Source organism: Neobacillus sp. plas4 (genome assembly GCF_057221695.1).
Genome location: NZ_CM170152.1, coordinates 2,701,248 through 2,720,605, shown reverse-complemented (window position 1 = coordinate 2,720,605; position 19,358 = coordinate 2,701,248). Strand labels below are relative to the sequence as shown.

21 protein-coding genes and 1 pseudogene are annotated in these 19,358 nt (G+C 35.2%); 2 read left to right on the top strand and 20 right to left on the bottom strand.

Annotated features, from left to right (window positions below; all coding sequences use genetic code 11):
• Positions 1 to 3: 3 nt before the first annotated feature.
• The 8 genes from AC2TFD_RS13530 to AC2TFD_RS13495 form a co-directional block, all read right to left on the bottom strand.
• Positions 4 to 687, bottom strand: coding sequence for a response regulator transcription factor (locus tag AC2TFD_RS13530; RefSeq protein WP_484675968.1), 684 nt, complete (start codon positions 685 to 687; stop codon positions 4 to 6).
• A 626-nt stretch (positions 688 to 1,313) separates the two neighbouring features.
• A complete protein-coding gene (locus AC2TFD_RS13525; RefSeq protein ID WP_484675967.1) occupies positions 1,314 to 1,763 on the bottom strand; it encodes a DUF7674 family protein in 450 nt (149 codons plus the stop codon).
• Positions 1,764 to 1,904: 141 nt separating this feature from the next.
• Positions 1,905 to 2,387: a DUF4367 domain-containing protein gene (locus AC2TFD_RS13520; RefSeq protein ID WP_484675966.1), complete on the bottom strand. Its 483-nt coding sequence runs from the start codon at positions 2,385 to 2,387 to the stop codon at positions 1,905 to 1,907.
• 93 nt (positions 2,388 to 2,480) lie between these two features.
• A complete protein-coding gene (locus tag AC2TFD_RS13515) occupies positions 2,481 to 2,729 on the bottom strand; it encodes a MafI family immunity protein (protein WP_484675965.1) in 249 nt (82 codons plus the stop codon).
• Between the two features lie 116 nt (positions 2,730 to 2,845).
• On the bottom strand, positions 2,846 to 3,157 hold the full coding sequence (locus AC2TFD_RS13510) for a hypothetical protein (protein ID WP_484675964.1): 312 nt from the start codon (positions 3,155 to 3,157) through the stop codon (positions 2,846 to 2,848).
• A gap of 181 nt (positions 3,158 to 3,338) precedes the next feature.
• Positions 3,339 to 3,827 carry a hypothetical protein gene (locus AC2TFD_RS13505; protein WP_484675963.1) on the bottom strand — a complete coding sequence of 163 codons (489 nt, stop codon included), beginning with the start codon at positions 3,825 to 3,827 and terminating at the stop codon, positions 3,339 to 3,341.
• A 158-nt stretch (positions 3,828 to 3,985) separates the two neighbouring features.
• Positions 3,986 to 4,444 (bottom strand): hypothetical protein, encoded by a 459-nt coding sequence (locus AC2TFD_RS13500; RefSeq protein WP_484675962.1) that lies wholly within the window; start codon positions 4,442 to 4,444, stop codon positions 3,986 to 3,988.
• A gap of 250 nt (positions 4,445 to 4,694) precedes the next feature.
• Positions 4,695 to 5,210, bottom strand: coding sequence for a hypothetical protein (locus AC2TFD_RS13495; RefSeq protein ID WP_484675961.1), 516 nt, complete (start codon positions 5,208 to 5,210; stop codon positions 4,695 to 4,697).
• 371 nt (positions 5,211 to 5,581) lie between these two features.
• Here AC2TFD_RS13495 and AC2TFD_RS13490 point away from each other — a divergent pair, with 371 nt between their 5' ends.
• Positions 5,582 to 6,352 carry a hypothetical protein gene (locus AC2TFD_RS13490; RefSeq protein WP_484675960.1) on the top strand — a complete coding sequence of 257 codons (771 nt, stop codon included), beginning with the start codon at positions 5,582 to 5,584 and terminating at the stop codon, positions 6,350 to 6,352.
• A 590-nt stretch (positions 6,353 to 6,942) separates the two neighbouring features.
• Here AC2TFD_RS13490 and ltrA read toward each other — a convergent pair.
• From ltrA to AC2TFD_RS13455, 7 genes and pseudogenes are all read right to left on the bottom strand, one after another.
• Positions 6,943 to 8,271, bottom strand: a complete 1,329-nt coding sequence (ltrA, locus tag AC2TFD_RS13485) for a group II intron reverse transcriptase/maturase (RefSeq protein WP_484675959.1) — start codon at positions 8,269 to 8,271, stop codon at positions 6,943 to 6,945.
• A 538-nt stretch (positions 8,272 to 8,809) separates the two neighbouring features.
• Positions 8,810 to 9,397, bottom strand: coding sequence for an ATP-binding protein (locus AC2TFD_RS13480; protein ID WP_484675958.1), 588 nt, complete (start codon positions 9,395 to 9,397; stop codon positions 8,810 to 8,812).
• A 180-nt stretch (positions 9,398 to 9,577) separates the two neighbouring features.
• Positions 9,578 to 10,351, bottom strand: a pseudogene (locus tag AC2TFD_RS13475) (aldo/keto reductase).
• A gap of 155 nt (positions 10,352 to 10,506) precedes the next feature.
• Entirely contained in the window at positions 10,507 to 10,740 is a 234-nt protein-coding gene (locus AC2TFD_RS13470) for a hypothetical protein (protein WP_484675957.1), read from the bottom strand.
• 157 nt (positions 10,741 to 10,897) lie between these two features.
• Positions 10,898 to 11,074 (bottom strand): hypothetical protein, encoded by a 177-nt coding sequence (locus AC2TFD_RS13465; protein WP_484675956.1) that lies wholly within the window; start codon positions 11,072 to 11,074, stop codon positions 10,898 to 10,900.
• A gap of 211 nt (positions 11,075 to 11,285) precedes the next feature.
• Positions 11,286 to 11,708: a FosM family fosfomycin resistance protein gene (fosM, locus tag AC2TFD_RS13460; RefSeq protein WP_484675955.1), complete on the bottom strand. Its 423-nt coding sequence runs from the start codon at positions 11,706 to 11,708 to the stop codon at positions 11,286 to 11,288.
• A 228-nt stretch (positions 11,709 to 11,936) separates the two neighbouring features.
• A complete protein-coding gene (locus AC2TFD_RS13455) occupies positions 11,937 to 12,185 on the bottom strand; it encodes a GNAT family N-acetyltransferase (RefSeq protein ID WP_484675954.1) in 249 nt (82 codons plus the stop codon).
• A gap of 1,592 nt (positions 12,186 to 13,777) precedes the next feature.
• Here AC2TFD_RS13455 and AC2TFD_RS13450 point away from each other — a divergent pair.
• Positions 13,778 to 14,230 carry a C40 family peptidase gene (locus AC2TFD_RS13450; protein WP_484675953.1) on the top strand — a complete coding sequence of 151 codons (453 nt, stop codon included), beginning with the start codon at positions 13,778 to 13,780 and terminating at the stop codon, positions 14,228 to 14,230.
• Between the two features lie 329 nt (positions 14,231 to 14,559).
• Here the strand turns inward: AC2TFD_RS13450 and AC2TFD_RS13445 are convergent, their stop codons facing one another.
• The 5 genes from AC2TFD_RS13445 to AC2TFD_RS13425 all read right to left on the bottom strand — a co-directional run bounded on the left by AC2TFD_RS13445 (position 14,560) and on the right by AC2TFD_RS13425 (position 18,968).
• Entirely contained in the window at positions 14,560 to 14,820 is a 261-nt protein-coding gene (locus AC2TFD_RS13445) for a hypothetical protein (protein ID WP_484675952.1), read from the bottom strand.
• A gap of 286 nt (positions 14,821 to 15,106) precedes the next feature.
• Entirely contained in the window at positions 15,107 to 16,216 is a 1,110-nt protein-coding gene (locus AC2TFD_RS13440; RefSeq protein ID WP_484675951.1) for a glycosyl hydrolase family 18 protein, read from the bottom strand.
• A gap of 413 nt (positions 16,217 to 16,629) precedes the next feature.
• Complete coding sequence (locus AC2TFD_RS13435) at positions 16,630 to 17,373, bottom strand: SDR family NAD(P)-dependent oxidoreductase (RefSeq protein WP_484675950.1); 744 nt, start codon at positions 17,371 to 17,373, stop codon at positions 16,630 to 16,632.
• A 619-nt stretch (positions 17,374 to 17,992) separates the two neighbouring features.
• On the bottom strand, positions 17,993 to 18,193 hold the full coding sequence (locus AC2TFD_RS13430; protein WP_027322891.1) for a cold-shock protein: 201 nt from the start codon (positions 18,191 to 18,193) through the stop codon (positions 17,993 to 17,995).
• Between the two features lie 412 nt (positions 18,194 to 18,605).
• Positions 18,606 to 18,968, bottom strand: coding sequence for a YciI family protein (locus tag AC2TFD_RS13425; RefSeq protein WP_484675949.1), 363 nt, complete (start codon positions 18,966 to 18,968; stop codon positions 18,606 to 18,608).
• Positions 18,969 to 19,358: the final 390 nt, after the last annotated feature.

Below are 19,358 nucleotides of genomic sequence, written 5' to 3'. Positions count from 1 at the left end.
TTCTTATTCCTTTAACTTATATCCAACACCACGAACTGTGTGAATATAAGGTCTTGAAAATGGAGTGTCAATCTTTTTACGTAAATAACGAATGTATACATAGACAATATTGGTATCACCGTAATAATCAAACCCCCATACATTTGATAAAAGTTGGTCGAATGTTAGGACTTGATTTTGGTTTTGTAATAAGTATAGAAGTAAATCGTATTCTTTTGGTGTTAGTTCAATGGATTGGCCAGCTCGCTTTACTTCCCGTGTTTTTTCATTTAAGGATAAATCGCCAATGCTAAGAGAATAAGCTGTTTCTTCTTGGGAAAATGAGTGCCGCATCCAGACTCGAATTCGGGCAAGCAATTCTTCGATTTCAAATGGTTTTGTAATATAGTCATTGGCACCTAAGTCTAACCCGCTTACTTTATCTGGCAAGGCATCACGGGCAGTTAATAAAATAACAGGTATCTCGTTATTGACAGAACGGATTCTCCTTAACACTTCAAGTCCGCTTAATTCAGGTAGCATCACATCTAATAACAGTAGATCCCAATTTCCATTTTGAAATAATGAATAACCTTCTGAACCAGTGACGGCAGTGCCTGTTTCATATCCTTCATGTTCAAGTTCTAATTGAATCAGCCGTGCAATTTTCTTTTCATCTTCAACAATCAATATTTTTCCTGCGCCCATTCTCAATTGGACCTCCATTTCTTTCACCACTTTAAATTACTTTTTTAATGCAAATCAACTTCTCCCTGGTAGGCTACTCCTTCTTAATCTAATAGGAATGGATTTATTAGCAATATTAGTGCCACCTTCATATGAAGTCCGAGGTTTAAAGGAAGAGCGCCTAATTTGCTATCTATTGTAAGGAAGTTGTACTTACTCATTTATTTTTTCTGATTAGAGTTATAAGGTTTTAAGAAGTGATCTTGAATACTGTTAACAGACGAGAAGAGTTATAGTTGAAAATCATGTAAATTTATTAAGTTAATGAGACACTGATATTATTTTATCTAAAGTCAAGAAAACAATTATGAAATCCTAAAATTAAATGATTCATTACAATGTCACACATCATATAGAGGTAAAAAGAAAAATTGGGTAGCAGGAACAATAATAATATTAATTTGGGTAGGGGTTATCTTTTGGATTGGTTCGTTATTTTTCTAAATACTAAAAAAGCTACTGAAATGTCAGTAGCTTTTTTAAAAAACTTATTTAACTATTCTGCTACCTTAGCACAATAAAAAAAAGGCTATCGCAGCATCCTGATCTTAAAGTAAAGCACCCGTTTAAGTGTAAATTTTCACAAACTATTTCTTTTTACGATTATCTCTACGTTGTTTTCTGGTCTTTTTGGCTAATTTGGTGTGAGGTGGGTCGATAATAGCGGAGCTTTGCCTTTCAGCTCGAATTTTTTCCCAAAATTCTAGAACTTCTTTTGCCAGTTCTTTTGTGTTAGGTCCCATAAACTTATATGATTTTCTTATCTGTTCGTCACTTAGCCCCTCTATTACTCCAAAGGCAGCTAATTCTTGAACACGAATGTCTGTTGACATAGCCATTATCTCTAAAAGGTCAAAAATCCGCTTAATTAAATCAGGATTTGTTTCCGTTTCAACTAAGTCCCGTAATATTGGATTCAAAGTGTCCCCAAATACAATGTACGGTAATTCCTGCATCTCTTCATGAAGTTCTTGAAAGGAAGGTATAACTTCAGGGATTACAGACAGGAGCTCATGTATTACAGATGTATAGTCCATGTTTTTCCCTCCACACTAACATTTTTAAATTTATATTCTGCAAAGATCTATAGTAATCCTTCTTAAACTAAATTGCCTCTTTACTTCAATAAGAAGTGCCAAACTTCTTATTGAAGTATGGCACCCATTAGTTGTAAACCATTATTTCATTGACCTTGCGATTTCTAACATTCTTTCTTTCGGTAACCTGGAACTATACATTTTTACATAAGTCCCATCTTGCACCCAATTAAGTAAGCCCCTAGCTATCGTTTCTCCATTTTTATCAACATTACCACTATCAATCCATTCCTGAAAATAACCTTTGTTTCCATTAATATTAACTTGCTGAGAATGAGGAAAGTCTTCATCGGATAATGGGAATCCACTTCTCAAATCAATAGAGACCATCAGCTTTGTATCCTTACTATCCATATAATGCAGCATTATCCAAGGGGAAGTTTTAGTATCTAATGTCCAATCGTCAGGAATCTTTTTTGGAGTCAAAATGGTAAAATCAACTTTTTTCTTTATTTCTGAAATGGTTTCGCTGTTGTGGTTATACTTTATCCCTTTAGCCATACTTAACATTGGACTACTAACTAAAAGGATTATAATGAGTAATAAACGAAAAAGAAGTTTCATCTTTTTGATACCCCAATTCAACTAATTTTGGAAATAGTATCCCCGTTTTGATACTTCTTATTAAACTAACCTGCCTCTATAGTTGAAGAAGTCTTAATGAAATAAATCAATCAATTGTTCCCTAATCTCTTTCCAAATCCCCATTTGAGTTGATACGTCCTTAATCTGTTGAAGGACTGACTCTTTTAGGTTGATTTTCTCTTCAAATACGGCTGCACAAAGGTGTTCCAATGCAACTCCCCACTCACGGTGTTCTAAAAATTCTAATACAATAACTTGGTCGCTTTTTGGCAATCCATCCACTTGTTGAACTATATCTTTTATTTTCATCTCGATGTCCAATTAAAACCACACCTTATTCTGATTTAAACGCTAACCTTTAATAGCTTATCATATCCTTGTTAAACAAACCTGCTTCGTTAACACAATATCGAGTTGCCCTTTTAGATGAATAAGAATTATGGTTTTTTGTTGTTTCTCAGGTTACCAAGTACATCGGCAACCCAATGCCTAAACTTATCAGTAACATCATCTCGGTCTTTTGCATTGAAAAGGAATAAGCCTGTCGGAGTGTCTTGGTAATGATTTTCTTTTATAAAGAAACTATTTTCATAATCATCTATTGGTTCGTCTAAGAACACATCCCAACTACCATCTATTCTTTCTTCAACAATTGTTTCAATATAGCATTTATATATTGGTTCCCAGCATTCCTCGTGGTAATGATAACCAGTGTAGTTTCTTTCGTTAAAGTATTTATCAGAACTCATAGGATTCACCCCAAATATCTCAATAATGACTGATATTCTTCAAATACATCAGTAAATCCTTCTTGAGCTAAACTGCCCGTTAGCACAATAAGAAAAGCTGCCACAATGACAGCTCCGATTTTGAACTCTTGCACCCAGTTAGTTGAAAATCTAGCTTATAAATCTCAGTAAAACTGTGGAACTACCTTAAATAAGGAGAATTGAAAGCTTCAACATATAACCCAGACTTTTCGACCTTTTGACGTGCGTAAGGAATATCCTTAATCGCCCCAATAAACATATAATAATCGTATCCGAAGTGGACAAAAAAATGGTTTTTGTAACTTAATTTACACCAAATAACATTCCGTAATGTTAATTTAGCTAACTCTTTAATTTCTTGTGTATTTATGGGTTTTCCCACCCACATTTTTGACAAAAAGGAAGTAGCGTTTTGATTTTCAACCTCCTCAGACCATACCTCTAATTCATTTAAATAAAGTTTTTTAATACCCAATTCTTCCATAAAAGTAGTGATAGCGTTTATGTAATTTGATTCTGTTTTCAAATAATCTTCTTTGGTTACTGTAGTTCCTACCTCTGAAAAACAAGTCCATTCCTTGTCATCCAGATAATTACCTTTTTCATCTCTGTTTTTCGGGTTATATTTTGTTATTCTCCAAGAAAACAATTGGTTACACCCCTGTATTTTTTATTTTTATTATAGGGTATTGTGAGATTTTGAGACAATTTCTTATCGAAGTAACCTCGCCCGTTAGTACCATCAGCAAAAAGATCGCCGCAGCAATCTCCATCTCTAACTCTTGAACTTGTTAGTTGAACAACATCTCAACTATAATATATTAAATATTCACCTTTTGGGTTTATAGTCACTAAAGGTGCATCGTGGTCATTTTCAATTGAGATTGAAACGTTTTTACAAAGTAGATTTGATAATTTTTCCATAAATTCAAAAACTGCTTTTGCTTCCATTAAATTATTTATTCCTCGAGGGCATACATCAAACTCTATTTCTTCTATACAAAAGAAATGACAATTGAAATCAACACCTTTGTAACCAATAGATAGGTATATTGATACCTCTTTCCTTGCTTTAAAAACTTCGGATACATCTTCAGGAATACCATTAATTGTTTCTGTTTCCCCATCAATCGAGATACTTAAACCCTTTACCAATTCCCAAATGGAAATCCAGTCATTTAGGTTGGTTTGTTCTATATAAATATCCCTCAAACTGCCGTCATCAAAAAAGACGTTGGTTAAGACATCTTCATTAATATTACACAAAAAAACTCACAACCTTTTTTTCGTCATACCTCTTTTGGCATCTTTTTATTAGAGTATATTCTACATATTTGGTCCCTAAACCTTCTTCAACTATCTAGATTCTTATGTGGGCTAAAAGCAATACGAAAAAGCCACCGATAATGGCAGCTCTATCTTAAAGTAAAGCACCCCGTTACTTTAAGTGTAATATTTCACAATCTTTCTTTGAAAAAAGGGGAGTTATCCTTTTTGGATTCAACTCCACCATTAATTAAACAAATATTTGTTCAAAATACTTTTTCGGTTTGTTCATATTAACTTTCAGATTAAACAATTTAATTATTTTATCTTTCAGTAATTCAGTGTATTCCTGGGTTATTGTAATATCTAACCTTCCACTTTTTTCTTCGCCTTCATCTAAATCATCTTCATCAATAATATATATTCTTAAATACCATCTTGATTGATTATCATATAAACCTATGTTTACCCAACTATCTTCACTTCGTTCTGAGTAAAACGTATTGTCATCTTTGACTAAATAGGACAAATAGCTAATCGGAACAATTTCTTTCACAGTTAAAAATCCATCGTGTTGTTGCCAATCAAAGCATTTATATACTTCATCTAAAATGTTGTATTCCTTTAAAAATTCTATAATCGATTTTGTAAGCTCTCTTAGTGTGTTTAAGGGGATTAATTCATCATTTTTAGTAGAGCAACTAATTACCATTCCATTAAAAGGTGAAAGTTCCTTTTCATACTTTTCTCGTATTTCTTTATCCATTTAATCCCCTCCTCTTTTAACATTATACCAAATCCTTCTTAAACTAACCTGCAACTTTAGCTGAACAAGAAAAGCGACTGCTCGTATTGAACAATCGCTACCCGTTACTTTAAGTACATTTTTTCACAATCTTTACATATGGATTCCCCTCCAGGAAAGTACCACGATCCCCCAGGACCAGATGCATGACCCGCGTGGTGGGCTACTACAAGGATAATTAGAGCTATTTTTGTTTTGGATCATATCATTTAAAATACCTATTTTTCTTTTAAGTTATAAATAAACAGGCTATTTTATTAGGACAACATCATCCCGTGACACATATAGATATGGTGTAAATCAATATATTTAATTTAAAAGGAGAGAATTTTTTGAGTAGAGACATAATGAAATATTTTATAGGTAAAGTAATCAGGGTTAATCGTAATGGACCAGAATCCAGAATTGGGAAGTTAATGGATGCAAGTGACGATTATATCGCCCTTCTCACGGAAGATGATGGGGTCGTTTATTACAACGCTAAACATATTAAAAGTTTAACTGATAATTTGAAGGGTGAGATGAAATTCAACATTGAAGTTCCTATCGATTTCGAATTTAAAAAGGCGGCTAATTTCCAAGACCTGCTTGAGTCATTGAAATCAAAATGGGTAAAAATTAATCGTGGCGGCCCTGAGAAGTTAGAGGGTGTAATCACTGAGGTAAATAAAGATTTCGTTTTTTTGATCAGTAATCAGGAAATCGTTCAACTTTCCATGTTCCACATTAAAAATATCAGTTATGGGGTAAAAATTGAAAAGGCTGAAAAAGAAAAATCTGATAACCAATCTAGTAACAAAGCTGGAAGCCAAACAAGAAATAAAGGTCGAAGCCAAGATAGTAACCCAGCTGGAAGCCAATCAAGAAACAAAGGTCGAAGCCAAGATAGTAACCTAGCTGAAAGCGATTCAAGTAACACAGGTCGAAGCCAGGATAGTAACCTAGCTGGAAGCAATTCAAGTAACAAAGGTCGAAGCCAAGATAGTAACCTAGCTAGAAGCGATTCAAGTAACACAGGTCGAAGCCAAGATAGTAACCTAGCTAGAAGCCATTCAAGAAACAAAGGTCGAAGCCAAGATAGTAACCTAGCTAAAAGCGATTGAAGTAACAAAGGTCGAAGCCAGGATAGTAACCTAGCTGGAAGCCAATCAAGTAACCAATCAAAAATGGCTGAATCCGAAAAACAACAATCACTTCAAAAAGTTGTAAAAACAAACGATGACAGAGAAAATAAAAAAAATAGGACCATAAATAGAACAAAGGTAACTTCGCAAAAAACAGCTGCAGTAGATGTTGAAAGTGATCTATCTGATCTCTTATCCACAATGGAAAAGTTCTTACGAAATCATTCTAAAACCAACTAATATTAAGTTTTTTTAAGATCCTCACGCACAGGTCGGAGAGTAGTTGAATGAGGGGACACTGTCAAGAAAACGCTTGATAGTACCCCCTCATTCATTTTTTTAGTAAAAATATATTAAGTTTTAATATTGGTGGTATTCTATACCTCCCTAGTCATTTCTCTACTTCAACCACCTGACCATTAGCACAACAAGAAAAAAGCCGCAGCAGCGATTATTCTTGAGCAAGTCGAGTAGAAGGGGGCCTTTCTACCTTGCGGTAGATTGTACTCCTCCCCCCTCACAGAACCGTGCTTGCGCTATTAACGCACACGGCTCCTCCTAGTCATCATTTACAAAATATAGCTAATTTCTTTTCTTAAGTCGTATATATTAACCTTAACTCTTGCGTAAGATAATGGATATTTATTAAGAAAGAGTCTGAATTTATCCCAAGTAAATGATTTCCTTTGACTTCTTCTATTGAGCCATTTAAACAGTAAGTACCCGATTTTGTCTCTGAATTTGTTTACACTTTGGGTATTATCTGTGATGCAATAGTAGTTGTAATAACCTAATAGTGAGCGTTTAAATCTATCCATAATCATATGAATGTCTTTATTTCTGTTAATTTTCAACCATTCTTTAGTTTCTTTTATTTTAGCTTGGACTTTCTTCCTGCTTGTTCTCCGTTTTACTCGAAATTTCCCTTGTTTACTCCTACCGCAATAGTGTGTAAATCCAAGGAAATCAAAAGTTGCCGGTTTACTTCTTCCCTGTTGATTTGCATTTTGCACCGCAAACCGCCCAAAGGGTATGATTTTGGTTTTATCCTCAGCTATTTCTAGATTAAATTTCTTTAATCTCAACTTTAATGAATGGAAGAATTGCTCGGCTTCACATTTATATTGAAAACAACAAACAAAATCGTCTGCATATCTCACTATGTATGCTTGTCCCTTGCACTGTTTCCTAACCCTTTTCTCAAACCATAGGTCAAGGACATAATGGAGGTATACATTGGCTAATATCGGAGATATTACTCCACCTTGCGGTGTGCCTTTGTCTGTTTTATATTTCTTACCTTCTTCCATGTATCCACCTTTAAGGAATCTACCAATGATTCTTAGTAGGCTAGGGTCAGCGATTCGCAGTTTTAAGAAATCCATCATCCATGTGTGGTCAACGTTGTCAAAGAATCCTTTAATATCTACATCTACTACATAATTTACTGTTCTCTTTTCAATATAGTGGTTAAGTATTTTCAAGGCATCGTGGCAGTTACGATTTGGACGGAATCCAAATGAACAGTCCAGAAAATCATTTTCATAGATGGTGTTTAGTATTTTCGTAATGCCTCTTTGAACAATCTTATCTTCATGTTCCGGGATCCCCAATGGTCTTTTCTTGTTTGAATTAAGCTTTAGAATATACATTCTCCTTACTGGAACAGGACGATAACTTTTGCTTTTAAGACTATTTACTAAATTCTTTATGTTTTCTTTTAGATTTTCACTGTATTGCTCTTTAGTTGTACCCTTAACCCCAGTTGCCTTCTTGTTAGGTAGCTCCTGGTGACATTGAAATAGTGATTGCTCATTTAATAAATGTGCAAGAGATGTAAATTTCATTTTAGGATTTGATTTTGCTAATTCTGCTATCCTTAATAGTTTTGTTTCCATTTATTATCCCTACCTCTGTGTGTAGTAAATGTGTCCCTAGTAAGGGTGATAACTGGTAGCTAGCCTTTCCTCCGTCGGCATTACCCAACTTCATTGGTACTACGCTGCTATCCGACTCCCTACATCGGCATTTGGTTTCCTTGCTTGTTATCGCTTGTACACCATACTCTTCTAAAAAAAAGAAAAGACCGGTAGGGTCTCCCGAGTTGCCATATCATATCAATGTATAACGTGCCAAGGTCTCTGACTCCAGAGTGGTTTTATCTTTCTTGCCTTTAACGAAAGATAAATTGTAGCTTTCTGCTGTGCTTAAGGCATCAGCCCTCTCGAATTACTAACATTATGGAGCTCAATCCCTTCAACCATTTGGCTTTCGGCCCGCCACCTAACTGTCTACGCTTAAAGACTAAAGTTACCTTTAGCCCTCCAAGACTCGCTACGAGCGAATGGCTAGTTCTTACTCGACGGGAATCCCACCCGCTATATGATACGACCTATGCTCGGCCGCACAAGCACCCTATAGTTTAAGTACATTTCTTCACAAACTTCCTTTATGAAAGTGTACACTTTCAGCAATTTGAACTATTTTTTGAATAACATCATTAACTTCCTCATTATTTTTAATTACAAATAAATGGTCCGCTTCACCTTCGATTGGGTCAACTACATCTTCTTTTAAAGATTCAGCCTGTTGTCTAACAAGCACTTCCTCAAAATTTGAATACGCACCCCTAAATATATTCCTACTTCTTTGACTTTGTCTAACTCGTTCTTGAAGAACATCATCAGGAATATCAAAATTAACCAAGATTCGGACAAACTCATCAGAAGTAAACAACTCTTCAAGCAAATACAATCGTCCTTTTCGACTTCGATTTGAGTTGCAAATAATAAAGTGAAAATCAGTGTTTTCTTTGGCATAATTGACAATTAGTTTTGAAAGAGAATGCTTAAGAGTATTAGGACCTTGTTTTGGTTGTAAGTTCTTATAGTAAATATTAATAAATTCAGCGTTGTTATCTTGGTCCATAACAAAAGAGTTATTTAACTGTTTTTCTAAAACCCTTGCAAATGTAGTTTTTCCAGAATGGGTTTTACCCACTGTCATAATTACTAACCTTTTCATAACTTCAACTCCTTCTAGCAAAAATTCTAGAAACAGCATAAAAATCCCTTTATTTGCGTTCTTGTTAAACTAAGCTGCTTCTTTAGTTCAATAAAAAACGGTACTACTCCAATCTCATTGTTTTGAAAAAATAAAATCCTAGCGATATTATTCATATTACTAGGATGAAGGACTAACTAATTATAAGTTTTCAATTTTTTCTATATCTTCTGCAGATAATACGAAATCGAAAAGATCTATATTAGATGCTTGATTTTCACGGTTGTGAGATTTAGGAATAACGATCACACCGCGTTGGATTTGGTATTTTAATAAGACTTGTGCGCCAGATTTTTTATAGGCTTTACCGATTTCATCCAAAACTTCTTTTAGATGTGCTTCGGCTTTCATAGGTCCCCATGCAACAGGTGTAATGCCCTCGTCTTTTAATACGGCAAGGAGATCATTGTTAGGTTCTTTTAAGTTAACTTGTATTTGATTAACAGCTGGCTTCACTTTAGCGAATTCTTTCAATTCATCTAGATGATTTTTTCCAAAGTTTGAAACGCCGATTGCTTTTAGTTTGCCCTCTTCGTAATATTCTTCAAAGACTTCCCAAGTGTTTTTAAGTTGTACTTTGTCTTCGATAGGGAAGTGAATAAGAAGCAGGTCGAGATAGTCTGTTTGGAAGTTTTTTAGACTGTTATCGATAGCTGCTCGAGTAGCTTCCTTTTAAGAAGTATATTCTTCGTTGCCTGGAACTTTTGTCGTAATGAATAACTCTTCTCGAGGCACTGTGCTTTCTGCTAAAACTCTTCCGACAAGTTCTTCGTTTCGATAAATGATGGCTGCGTCTATTGAACGGTAGCCCAACTCAAGTGCTGATACGAGTTCAGGAATTTCATTTGTTAACGCCCCGTTATACTCGTTATTTTCTTTTCCATAAGTATTTGTACCTGTACCTACAATTAGCATTTTTAACCCATTATTAAGTGTTATGTAATCCATATTTTTAAGCACTCCCTCTGTACTCTAATTACTTTACTTACAAAGTATATCATAATAAATAATAGAATTTTCAAAAAGCAATATGAGAGAGGGGATTAATCCTATTTAGATCAACGCCCCCGTTACTTGAAGAAGGATTTGCGTATAGAAAACCTTTTTGGTCTAATTGTAAAAATACTCAATTTCTTTCCTATTTTTTTAGATTCTTCTCTCCCAACGACTAATCCTAATACACCACCTGATAAAAAGATCAGAAGATTATTTAACTTTACTTCTCCTGTGAAAATAGTTGTTACAATTAAAGTAATTAAGCCAACAACAGTAATAAAAAGTACTTGTTTCGCTCTAGCCCACAAAATAGCACCTCTTTTATATTTATTAAATAATTCGGTAGTTAGTAACCTGACCGTTAGCATAAAAAGAAAATGAGCTGCCGCTGCAACTCAATATGCTCTTGAACTCTTGCATCCTTTTGTTTAACAAGAGACTTTTAAATAAAAATGTATATTTATTTTATTTTTGTTGTTGTTGCTTTAGTCTATATCCAACAATAACTTGATATGTACCAAAAAGTAGACTTAGAATCACTATAGCTTTCCAGTTGTATTCGTGTGGAACTAAAAAATATACGAAAGCTAAAGCAGATAGAAATACGATATAGCCAATATTAAATGCTTTTTTAAAACTCATAAAATCTCCTCCCACATCCTATAAATGTTCTCCCTGTTTTTTGTGTCAATAGCTTTGTCTAAAACACCCATCCTTACATTATATTCCATTAGTTAAATGGTTTTCAGCAATTTTGAAAATATAATTCTTATTCAAGTAACCTGCAACGTTACTTTAAGTGTAATTCTTCACAATCTTTTCGATAAACCTTTTTATCTGAACAGGGAAACGATTAATTGTAAAACTCCATATGTGTTTTTTCCTTTTTATAATAATCCAACCTGTCTTGTAAAGTACCTGTATGAAATTCAAACTTATGACCATCAAGGTCAGTAAAGTAAATGGATTTTTTATCTTGTTCGTCTCTTGGACGACCTGAAAGGATATGTACATTCAATTCCTCAAGTTTACGGTACATATCATCAAACTCAGCTTCTTCTATTGAAAATGCAATATGAGTGTATGACTGGCTGATTTCATTGCGGGCAATATCTTTTTCTTCATTAAGGGCAAGCCATATTCCATTCAAATCAAAATAGGCTGTGCTACTGCCCTTGACTAACAACTTTGCATCGAACACATTTTTATAAAACTCTATCGATTTCTCTAAATTAGACACAGAAAATAAAAAATGATTAAGATCTTTTATCGACATAATAACACCTCAAAAGTAGACTTTTTAATAATTCCATCATAACAAAGGAAACAATTGAAGTATTCTTCCACGTTAGATCAATAAGAAAATGGCTGCAGCAGCAAGCCCTCTTATTTAAGTAAAGCACCAATAAAAATATTTATTGGAGTACTACAAAGTATTGATATATAAATATGGAAAAAGTAGGTTCATCATATGTCAGTATATTATCTTCTGAAAAACCAAATTTCAAATAAATAATCTCCCTGATTCATTTTCTGGATGGACAGTTAAACGCAGACAGTTACAAGAAGGATTGTTACGTTTAATATATCTGATTAATTCATTTAATGCTTTTAACCCCAATCCGTTTCTTTGAAATCTTTTATCGATAAAAAAATGAAATAGCCAATAATCATCTTTACTATTAGGTGTATAATGCAGATTGAAAAAGCCCAACATCTCTATTTGATTGTAAATTCCAAATGGCTCAACCATTTTTCCACCAGGCCTTATGTATGCTTTAGCAAGAGCTATAGCGACAGGTGGATTAACCGAGGCAACAAATTTCTATTGTTCATCGTGTACGGATAGTTCAAGTGCTTCTCTTCAATTGTCTGAATTTATTATTTTTATTACTATATTTTACATACTAATTTGCACCTCATTATATTAGTTTTACTCAGTTTTTCCACTAGTCGAGTAGAAGAGAACCTCTCTACCTTACGGTAGATTGTGTACTCCCCCCTCCCAGAACCGTGCTTGCGCAATTAACGCACACGGCTCCTCCTAGTTACCATTCACAAAATACAGCTTATCTTCTAGGATCTGATTTGCTATTTCTGCTATCCTTACTAGTCTTGATTCCATTTATCATTCCTACCTCTGTGTGTAGTAAATGTGCCCCTAGTAAGGGTGATAACTGGTAGCTAGCCTTTCCTCCATCGGCATTACCCAACTTCATTGGTACTACGCTGCTATCCGACTCCCTAAATCGGCATTTGGCTTCCTTACTTTTTATCGCTTGTACACCATACTCTTCCAACAAGAAAAGACCGATAGGGTCTCCCGAGTTGCCGTATCATATCAATGTGTAACGTGCCAAGGTCTCTGACCCCAGAGAGGTTTCATTCTTCTTGCCATATACGAAGAATGAAATATTGCTTTCTGCTGCAGGTAAAGCATCAGCCCTCTCGAATTACTAACATTATGGGGCTCAATCCCTTCAACCATTTGGCTTTCGGCCCGCCACCTAACTGTCTACGCTTAAAGACTAAAGTTACCTTTAGCCCTCCAAGACTCGCTACGAGTGAATGGCTAGTTCTTACTCGACGGGAATTCCACCCGCTATATGATACGACCTAGGCTCGGCCGCACACCTGCTTCGTTAGTGGAAAAACTGAATCAAAGCTCTAATCCTATTAAAGTAAAGCCCCCATTTATTGAGATTCTTTTCTTTAATTTATATTGTGTAATTACCAAAATCTAACGATTGATATTAAGTCGTTTTCTCTGATATGTTGAATAATGGTTCCCATTCAGACAGCAGGGGGCATTTTTTGTTGGTAAAAGGAAGCAACGTTATATTTGAGCCATATATTTATTTAATTCATTGGATATACGACAGTGGTTACTACGAAATTAATAATGAATTTTTACCGTTTCTAATAATGGGTATCGCTTATACGTATTGACTACCGTATGGTTTTTACTTTATGTCTATTCAATTAATCATATTAGTGCATTTATGAAAAAACCTATAACACAAAATATTGTTGAAGGAATCACAAGTACTATACTGATAGGTTTTGGTATAAAACTAGCACTTGAAAAGACTCATAACTAGATTATTTTTAAATATTAGGTAAGACCCTTGATTTTCCTAAATCGAAGGGTCTTATTTTTTGCAGTAAACATCTGTTGTTTTTGGCTCTGTTAATGAATGCTGTCGATATTCTTATTGAACAATAGGAGGCAAACATAAAATTATATCAAAATAACTTTTAATGAATTTGTAATTTTGCTGTGATATTGCTGTTACACCTTTATAGTATATTTAAACTACCAAATCACACTAGGAGGTAACAAACATGCTTAAGAAATTCGTCGTAGCTTTTGTCATTATAGTTTCTTTCAGCTCTTTGTTTGCTAACATGGGTGATAAAGCGGAAGCGGCTTATTATCATACAAAAGCAGTTTCGGTGGCAAAGTCTAATATTGGAGTACCTTATCAATGGGGCGGGATGTCACCAAGTGGTTTTGATTGTTCAGGACTTATTAAGTATTCCTACGCAAGGGCTGGAAAAACTCTAAATCGCACAGCCGCCCAAATGTTCTACGGTAACGGATATCGTATCTATAATTATATTCAACCAGGTGATTTAATGTTTTATGCTCCAACCAAGGCAAGTAGCCCAACACATGTTGCCATGTATATAGGGAATGGTAAAATGATTATGGCTTCTTCATCAAAAGGAGTCATGATTACAAGCACAAACAACCCATATTGGCATCCAAGATATGTTGGAACAAAACGCGTTTAAAGACCATCCTTTCTAGATGGTCTTTTTCTTATCCATATATACTAGTTCATCTCAAAAAATGATACAAAAAGCGAATCCCTTTATTGAACAAACGCCCCTCTTACTTTAAGTAGAATACTTCTAATCTCCCATAAAAATCGAACAAGAAAAGGTATTGAAAGTTACAGGAAGCTTATGTCGCTAATCTCCCCCTTTAGCAGAACAAAAGTGTTTGAACCTTGTTAAAGCAGTACACACTTTACTTTAATTAAAAACTTTATAGAGCTATTTTTGGAGCAGGTAGGTAAAAACCTCAAGGCATAAAAAAGAGGAGAGTGTGTCTCTCCTTGTTACTGAAGTTCATATCCGTTCATCGGCGAACCAGTTGAAGTATGTTCATTTACCCAATCAAGAGATACCTTTGAAACGGCTGGCCAATTAGGGATTTGGTTGCTATGTTTCTCTACCCAACTCATACAATATTGCGGGTCTATACTCTTTTCTTGGCATTGTGCTAAGAAAGACTGAATGTTTTCCTCAGTACAGTTTTCCCATGAACCACACGTTTCTGTCCAAATGCGTTCCATTTCCTGTTTGATATTGTTTTCCATATTTGATTCCTCCTTGAATTGAATCTGACTAAATAAGTTTGTCCAAGGACAAGAAATATATAACGGAGTATTTTAGATTTAGAGTAAAACAGTTCGGATTTTTAAGGAGAGTAATTTCACAGCATGTTCAATATCAATTTATTGACGTAACCTCACCCGTTAGCTGAAAAAGAAAAGCCACCAATAATGTTTCGCAGCTGGATCTTCGTATCGTGCCCCCGTTAGTTCAAATTCAAGCTTGACACTTTCATCTGAAGAATTCCTTGTTTCTTGGTAGACGATTCCATCACTTTTTTACTTTTATTTTCTCGGGTATGGTCGTCCAGTACTTTGGGTCTTCTAAACCGAGCCGCCATATCCCGATTCCCTGTAAATTATATTTTTCCACGAGGTCTAGCTTAAACCGCAGACTATCGCTATTCTCAAACCAAACCTGGTGGCTATGCTGTTCTTCATCTACGTAATCGAAATGAGGTGTTTGTGAACGGGCGTCCCATAGAACTTTAGCTTTATATTTTGATTTCTGACTCATTAACTCTTTATAGGAGCTATACTTGGCTTTGCCTGTTGTCGTATCCCAGTCCCATCCATAACCAGCGATACCGAGTAAAATTTTTGATGGTGGTACTTTATGTTTCAAAGCATACCGAATCGTTGCTTCTGTCCAATCGACTGATGCTGATGACCCTGGTGTTGTTCTTGGGTTGTGTTCGTCGTATGTCATAATCATTAACCCATCTGAATATAGACCAAGCTTTTCGTAATCAAACCATGGTGACCAGGGATTAGCACGGGAATCACCCGTGTTTGCCGGGACTGAAACCGTAACTACTTTTCCATCACGATTTAGTGCATCAGCCAATTTTTTTATAAACAGGCTAAAGGAATCTCGGTCAGTTAAATATAAATTTTCCATGTCTATATTAATACCGTCATATTTAAACTGATTCATTTCATTGCGTAAGTTCTGAATAAAAACATTGCGATTTTTATCGTTATCGAGCACATTATTCGCTACCTGCTTGCCCATCTCCACGGTTTCATAAAAGAGATTATGTACAACCATATATACCTTTAGGTGTTTTTCATGAGCACTCTGAATAACCATTTTTTTATGATCTGCTGTAACCGAATCAATAAGATTACCTGGTCGCTTATCATCGAGCTTATACCAAAAGGGTGCAATGATACTTAAATTAGTGAAATGTGAATTAACTGTAGGTTGAGACCCTGCTAACGTTCCTTCCTGTTCTGTGTAAAAACCTAAAACCTCGCGAGGAATTTTATTCGTCCTGTAATTTTCATCTTTTCTTTGTGACTGACTGCAGGAAGACATTAAAATAAAGATCATGCTTAATGAAATGATGGTGAATGACCGATAACAATTTTTTGCCATACTACACCTTCTTCTAATCTGTATAGTTCTTAAGTTGATTAGAAAAGTTGCAAAATATACACGAATTGACTTTCCCCCTTACAGGTTCTCAGGAAATGACCTCTATTAGTTAATTTAAGTAGTTAGGTTTTGAAGTACAAAAACACATTTAGTAGGCAAAATCGAAACAGAATTAGCAACCGGTTTTTCATTGTTAATAACAATAAAATTGTCATAAAAAAACGCTCAGAACGAAATCCCTGAATGTTTTTTTATTATATTTATTCAATTAAAGCCCCCAGTTTGTTTAAGTACATTTCTTCACAAACTTTAATTTCATAATAAAAGAGGGTTAACTATATAATATTTATTTCTTAACTCAAGCTCTAATAATAAAGAACCATCCGAGAATGGTTCTTTAAAAATAAGGGTGATTATTGTGCGGTATATCCACCGTCAACAAGTATTGTCGCTCCTGTTGTAAATTCATTTTCAGCTAAGAAAACAAATGCATGAGCGATTTCTTCAGGCTTCCCAAGTCTTCCGATGGGGTGTCTCGCTACAAGTCCATCATAGAACTCGCCTAAGGCTTCTTTATTCACAAGAGCCGTCTCAATATAACCAGGAGCTACAGCGTTCACTCGGATGTTACGAGTAGCATATTGTAGAGCAGCGGCTTTTGTCATTTGAACCACTGCACCTTTTGATGCAGCATACGGAAATGCACCTGGCTCGCCTACAACTCCTAGAATAGAAGCTGTGTTCAGTACCACGCCACCGCCAGTTTTTAAAAACTCTTGAATAGCATATTTCGTGCCGAAAAAGACACCGTCCTGGTTCACTCTTATGATTTTATGGTAGTCATCATAAGACATCTCATGTACTTCCCCTAAACTGCCGATGCCTGCGTTGTTCACAATGATATCTAATTTTCCGTAATGTTCTACTGTTTTAGCCACTAGGTTTTTAACAGATTCTTCATTTCCTGCATCCAGTTTAACAAACAAAACATCTAATCCATTCGTTTTTAATTCAGATTCAACGGCTCTTCCTCCTTGTTCATTGAAATCACCGACAACGACTTTTGCACCTTTTTCTGCGAAAGCTTTTACTGTTGCTAAACCAATTCCACTTGCTCCACCTGTTACAATTGCTACTTTGCCATCTAATTTACCCATATTTTAAGCCCTCCTGAGAAATATTTTGTTAAAGTTAACAGTTTTATAAGATTACGATTAACGTTATTATTCTGTTCAAAATAATAATTATTATATAACCATCTAATGATGGTTCTTTATAATAAGATTGCATTCATATTCTAAATTTATTTATCTCAAATTCAAAATAAAAGCTTCAAATTACGAGTGGTACCAATTGTAATTCATAATTCTTTCCTTTTCAGTCAAAGAAGCAGAATCGTTACCTGGATACTCTTTCATTACCCTCTTTTCAATAGATGGAACCATAATATCTCTGATAATATCTTCTGAAGTACAATACCAGTCTTGTGCTTCTTTATTTTTTGGGGGTTCTGGAGCTTTAGCATTTGCTAAGTTGCCTGTGATAAACATTTATAAAATCGTAAGAATAACAATCATTTTATTCAAAATGCTCACTCCTATAATTTCTAAAGTTAGATGTCGCATTTTTCAATTAATATTAAAATTCAAGCACCCGCTTAATTGAATTACACCAAAAAAGATTGACAATTTTAGCCACTTTAAAATGTTTATTCAACTTTAAGGATAAATAAAAAAACAGACTCTATAAAGAGCCTGCTTGAGTTTGGTTTTATTTTTAAGCTTTACGCACGTTCGCTGCTTGAGCTCCACGTTGACCTTGCTCAACGTCAAAAGTAACTGCTTGACCTTCGTCTAAAGATTTGAAACCTTCGCCTTGGATAGCTGAGAAATGAACGAATACGTCTTCTCCGCCTTCACGCTCGATAAATCCGAAACCTTTTTCTGCGTTAAACCATTTTACTTTACCTTGTTCCATTTTGTTTCCTCCTGCTGTGTGCTTTGCACACAATGTGTTACTATCCTTGCACTCAGTGATCATCAAGACGAAAAGTTAATCTTAGACTATCCTTAACACCGAACAAAAATAATTATTCTGAATTTTAACATTTTTCAAAAGTATTTGCAAGAAGACATAAACACAACCATTTTTGCCACTCCTGAATTTTCATTTCTGGTTTTCGATTCGTATGTTGTTCTTATTCAAGTAAAGCACCCTTTAGTTTAAGTACACTACTTCACAAACATCAGTATTTTAAAATAAAAAATAAATCATTGCATCTATACCAAGCCATGATGGTTATTGATCCTATATCTTTAATTCCTAGCTTTATGATTGATTAGAACCACTTCAATAGAATCATTGTTAATCCGACGTTCAGCTTATTTGTCTATTCAAATACTTGGCGAAGCTCAATCTGTCCTTCTCCAAGACCATGCGGATCTGGCGCACGCCTCGCCCACTCGATGGCTTCCTCGCGAGATTTCACATCTATGAACCAGTATCCTGCAATCAACTCATTGACTTCGGCGAAAGGACCCTCTGTTATGGTCGGCGGTTCTCCCGGAACAGGGTAAGAAATACGAATGCCATTGGAGCTTGGATGGAGTCCACCAACTGATACCAGAACTCCTGCTTTCTTCAGTTCTTCATTGTATTTTTTCATCGCAGCAAACATCTTCTCCATCTGCTCCTTTGGCATTGTCCCTGCTTCAGAATCCTTCGAAGCCTTCACAACCATCATAAATTTCATTAGTCACTCCTCCTTTGTACTTGCTTGGTTATAGCTTTCTGCTGAAAATAGTAATTCGGATACAAGGTCTTACCTTTTTATGTTATTCAACATCTGAACAGAGAATCCTACTTCAACTAAACTGCCCGTTAGTACAAAAAGAAAAGGGGAACACCTCGGTATCGCATCATTAACTCTTGCCCCCTTTAGTTGAATAAGAAAAAGAGGCGCTTATTCCACAATCGCCCCGATTGTTGAAGATCAACTGTTCCTGCCCCGTCGGTAGTAAAAATAAGAAAAAGCGTCTCCGCTTATTGTAGAAACGCCACCGGTAGAGATTCCCATTAGCGGGGAATAGATAAAAAACTGATATATTTGATTGAATAGGTTCAATAATTTGTGTTTAATCGG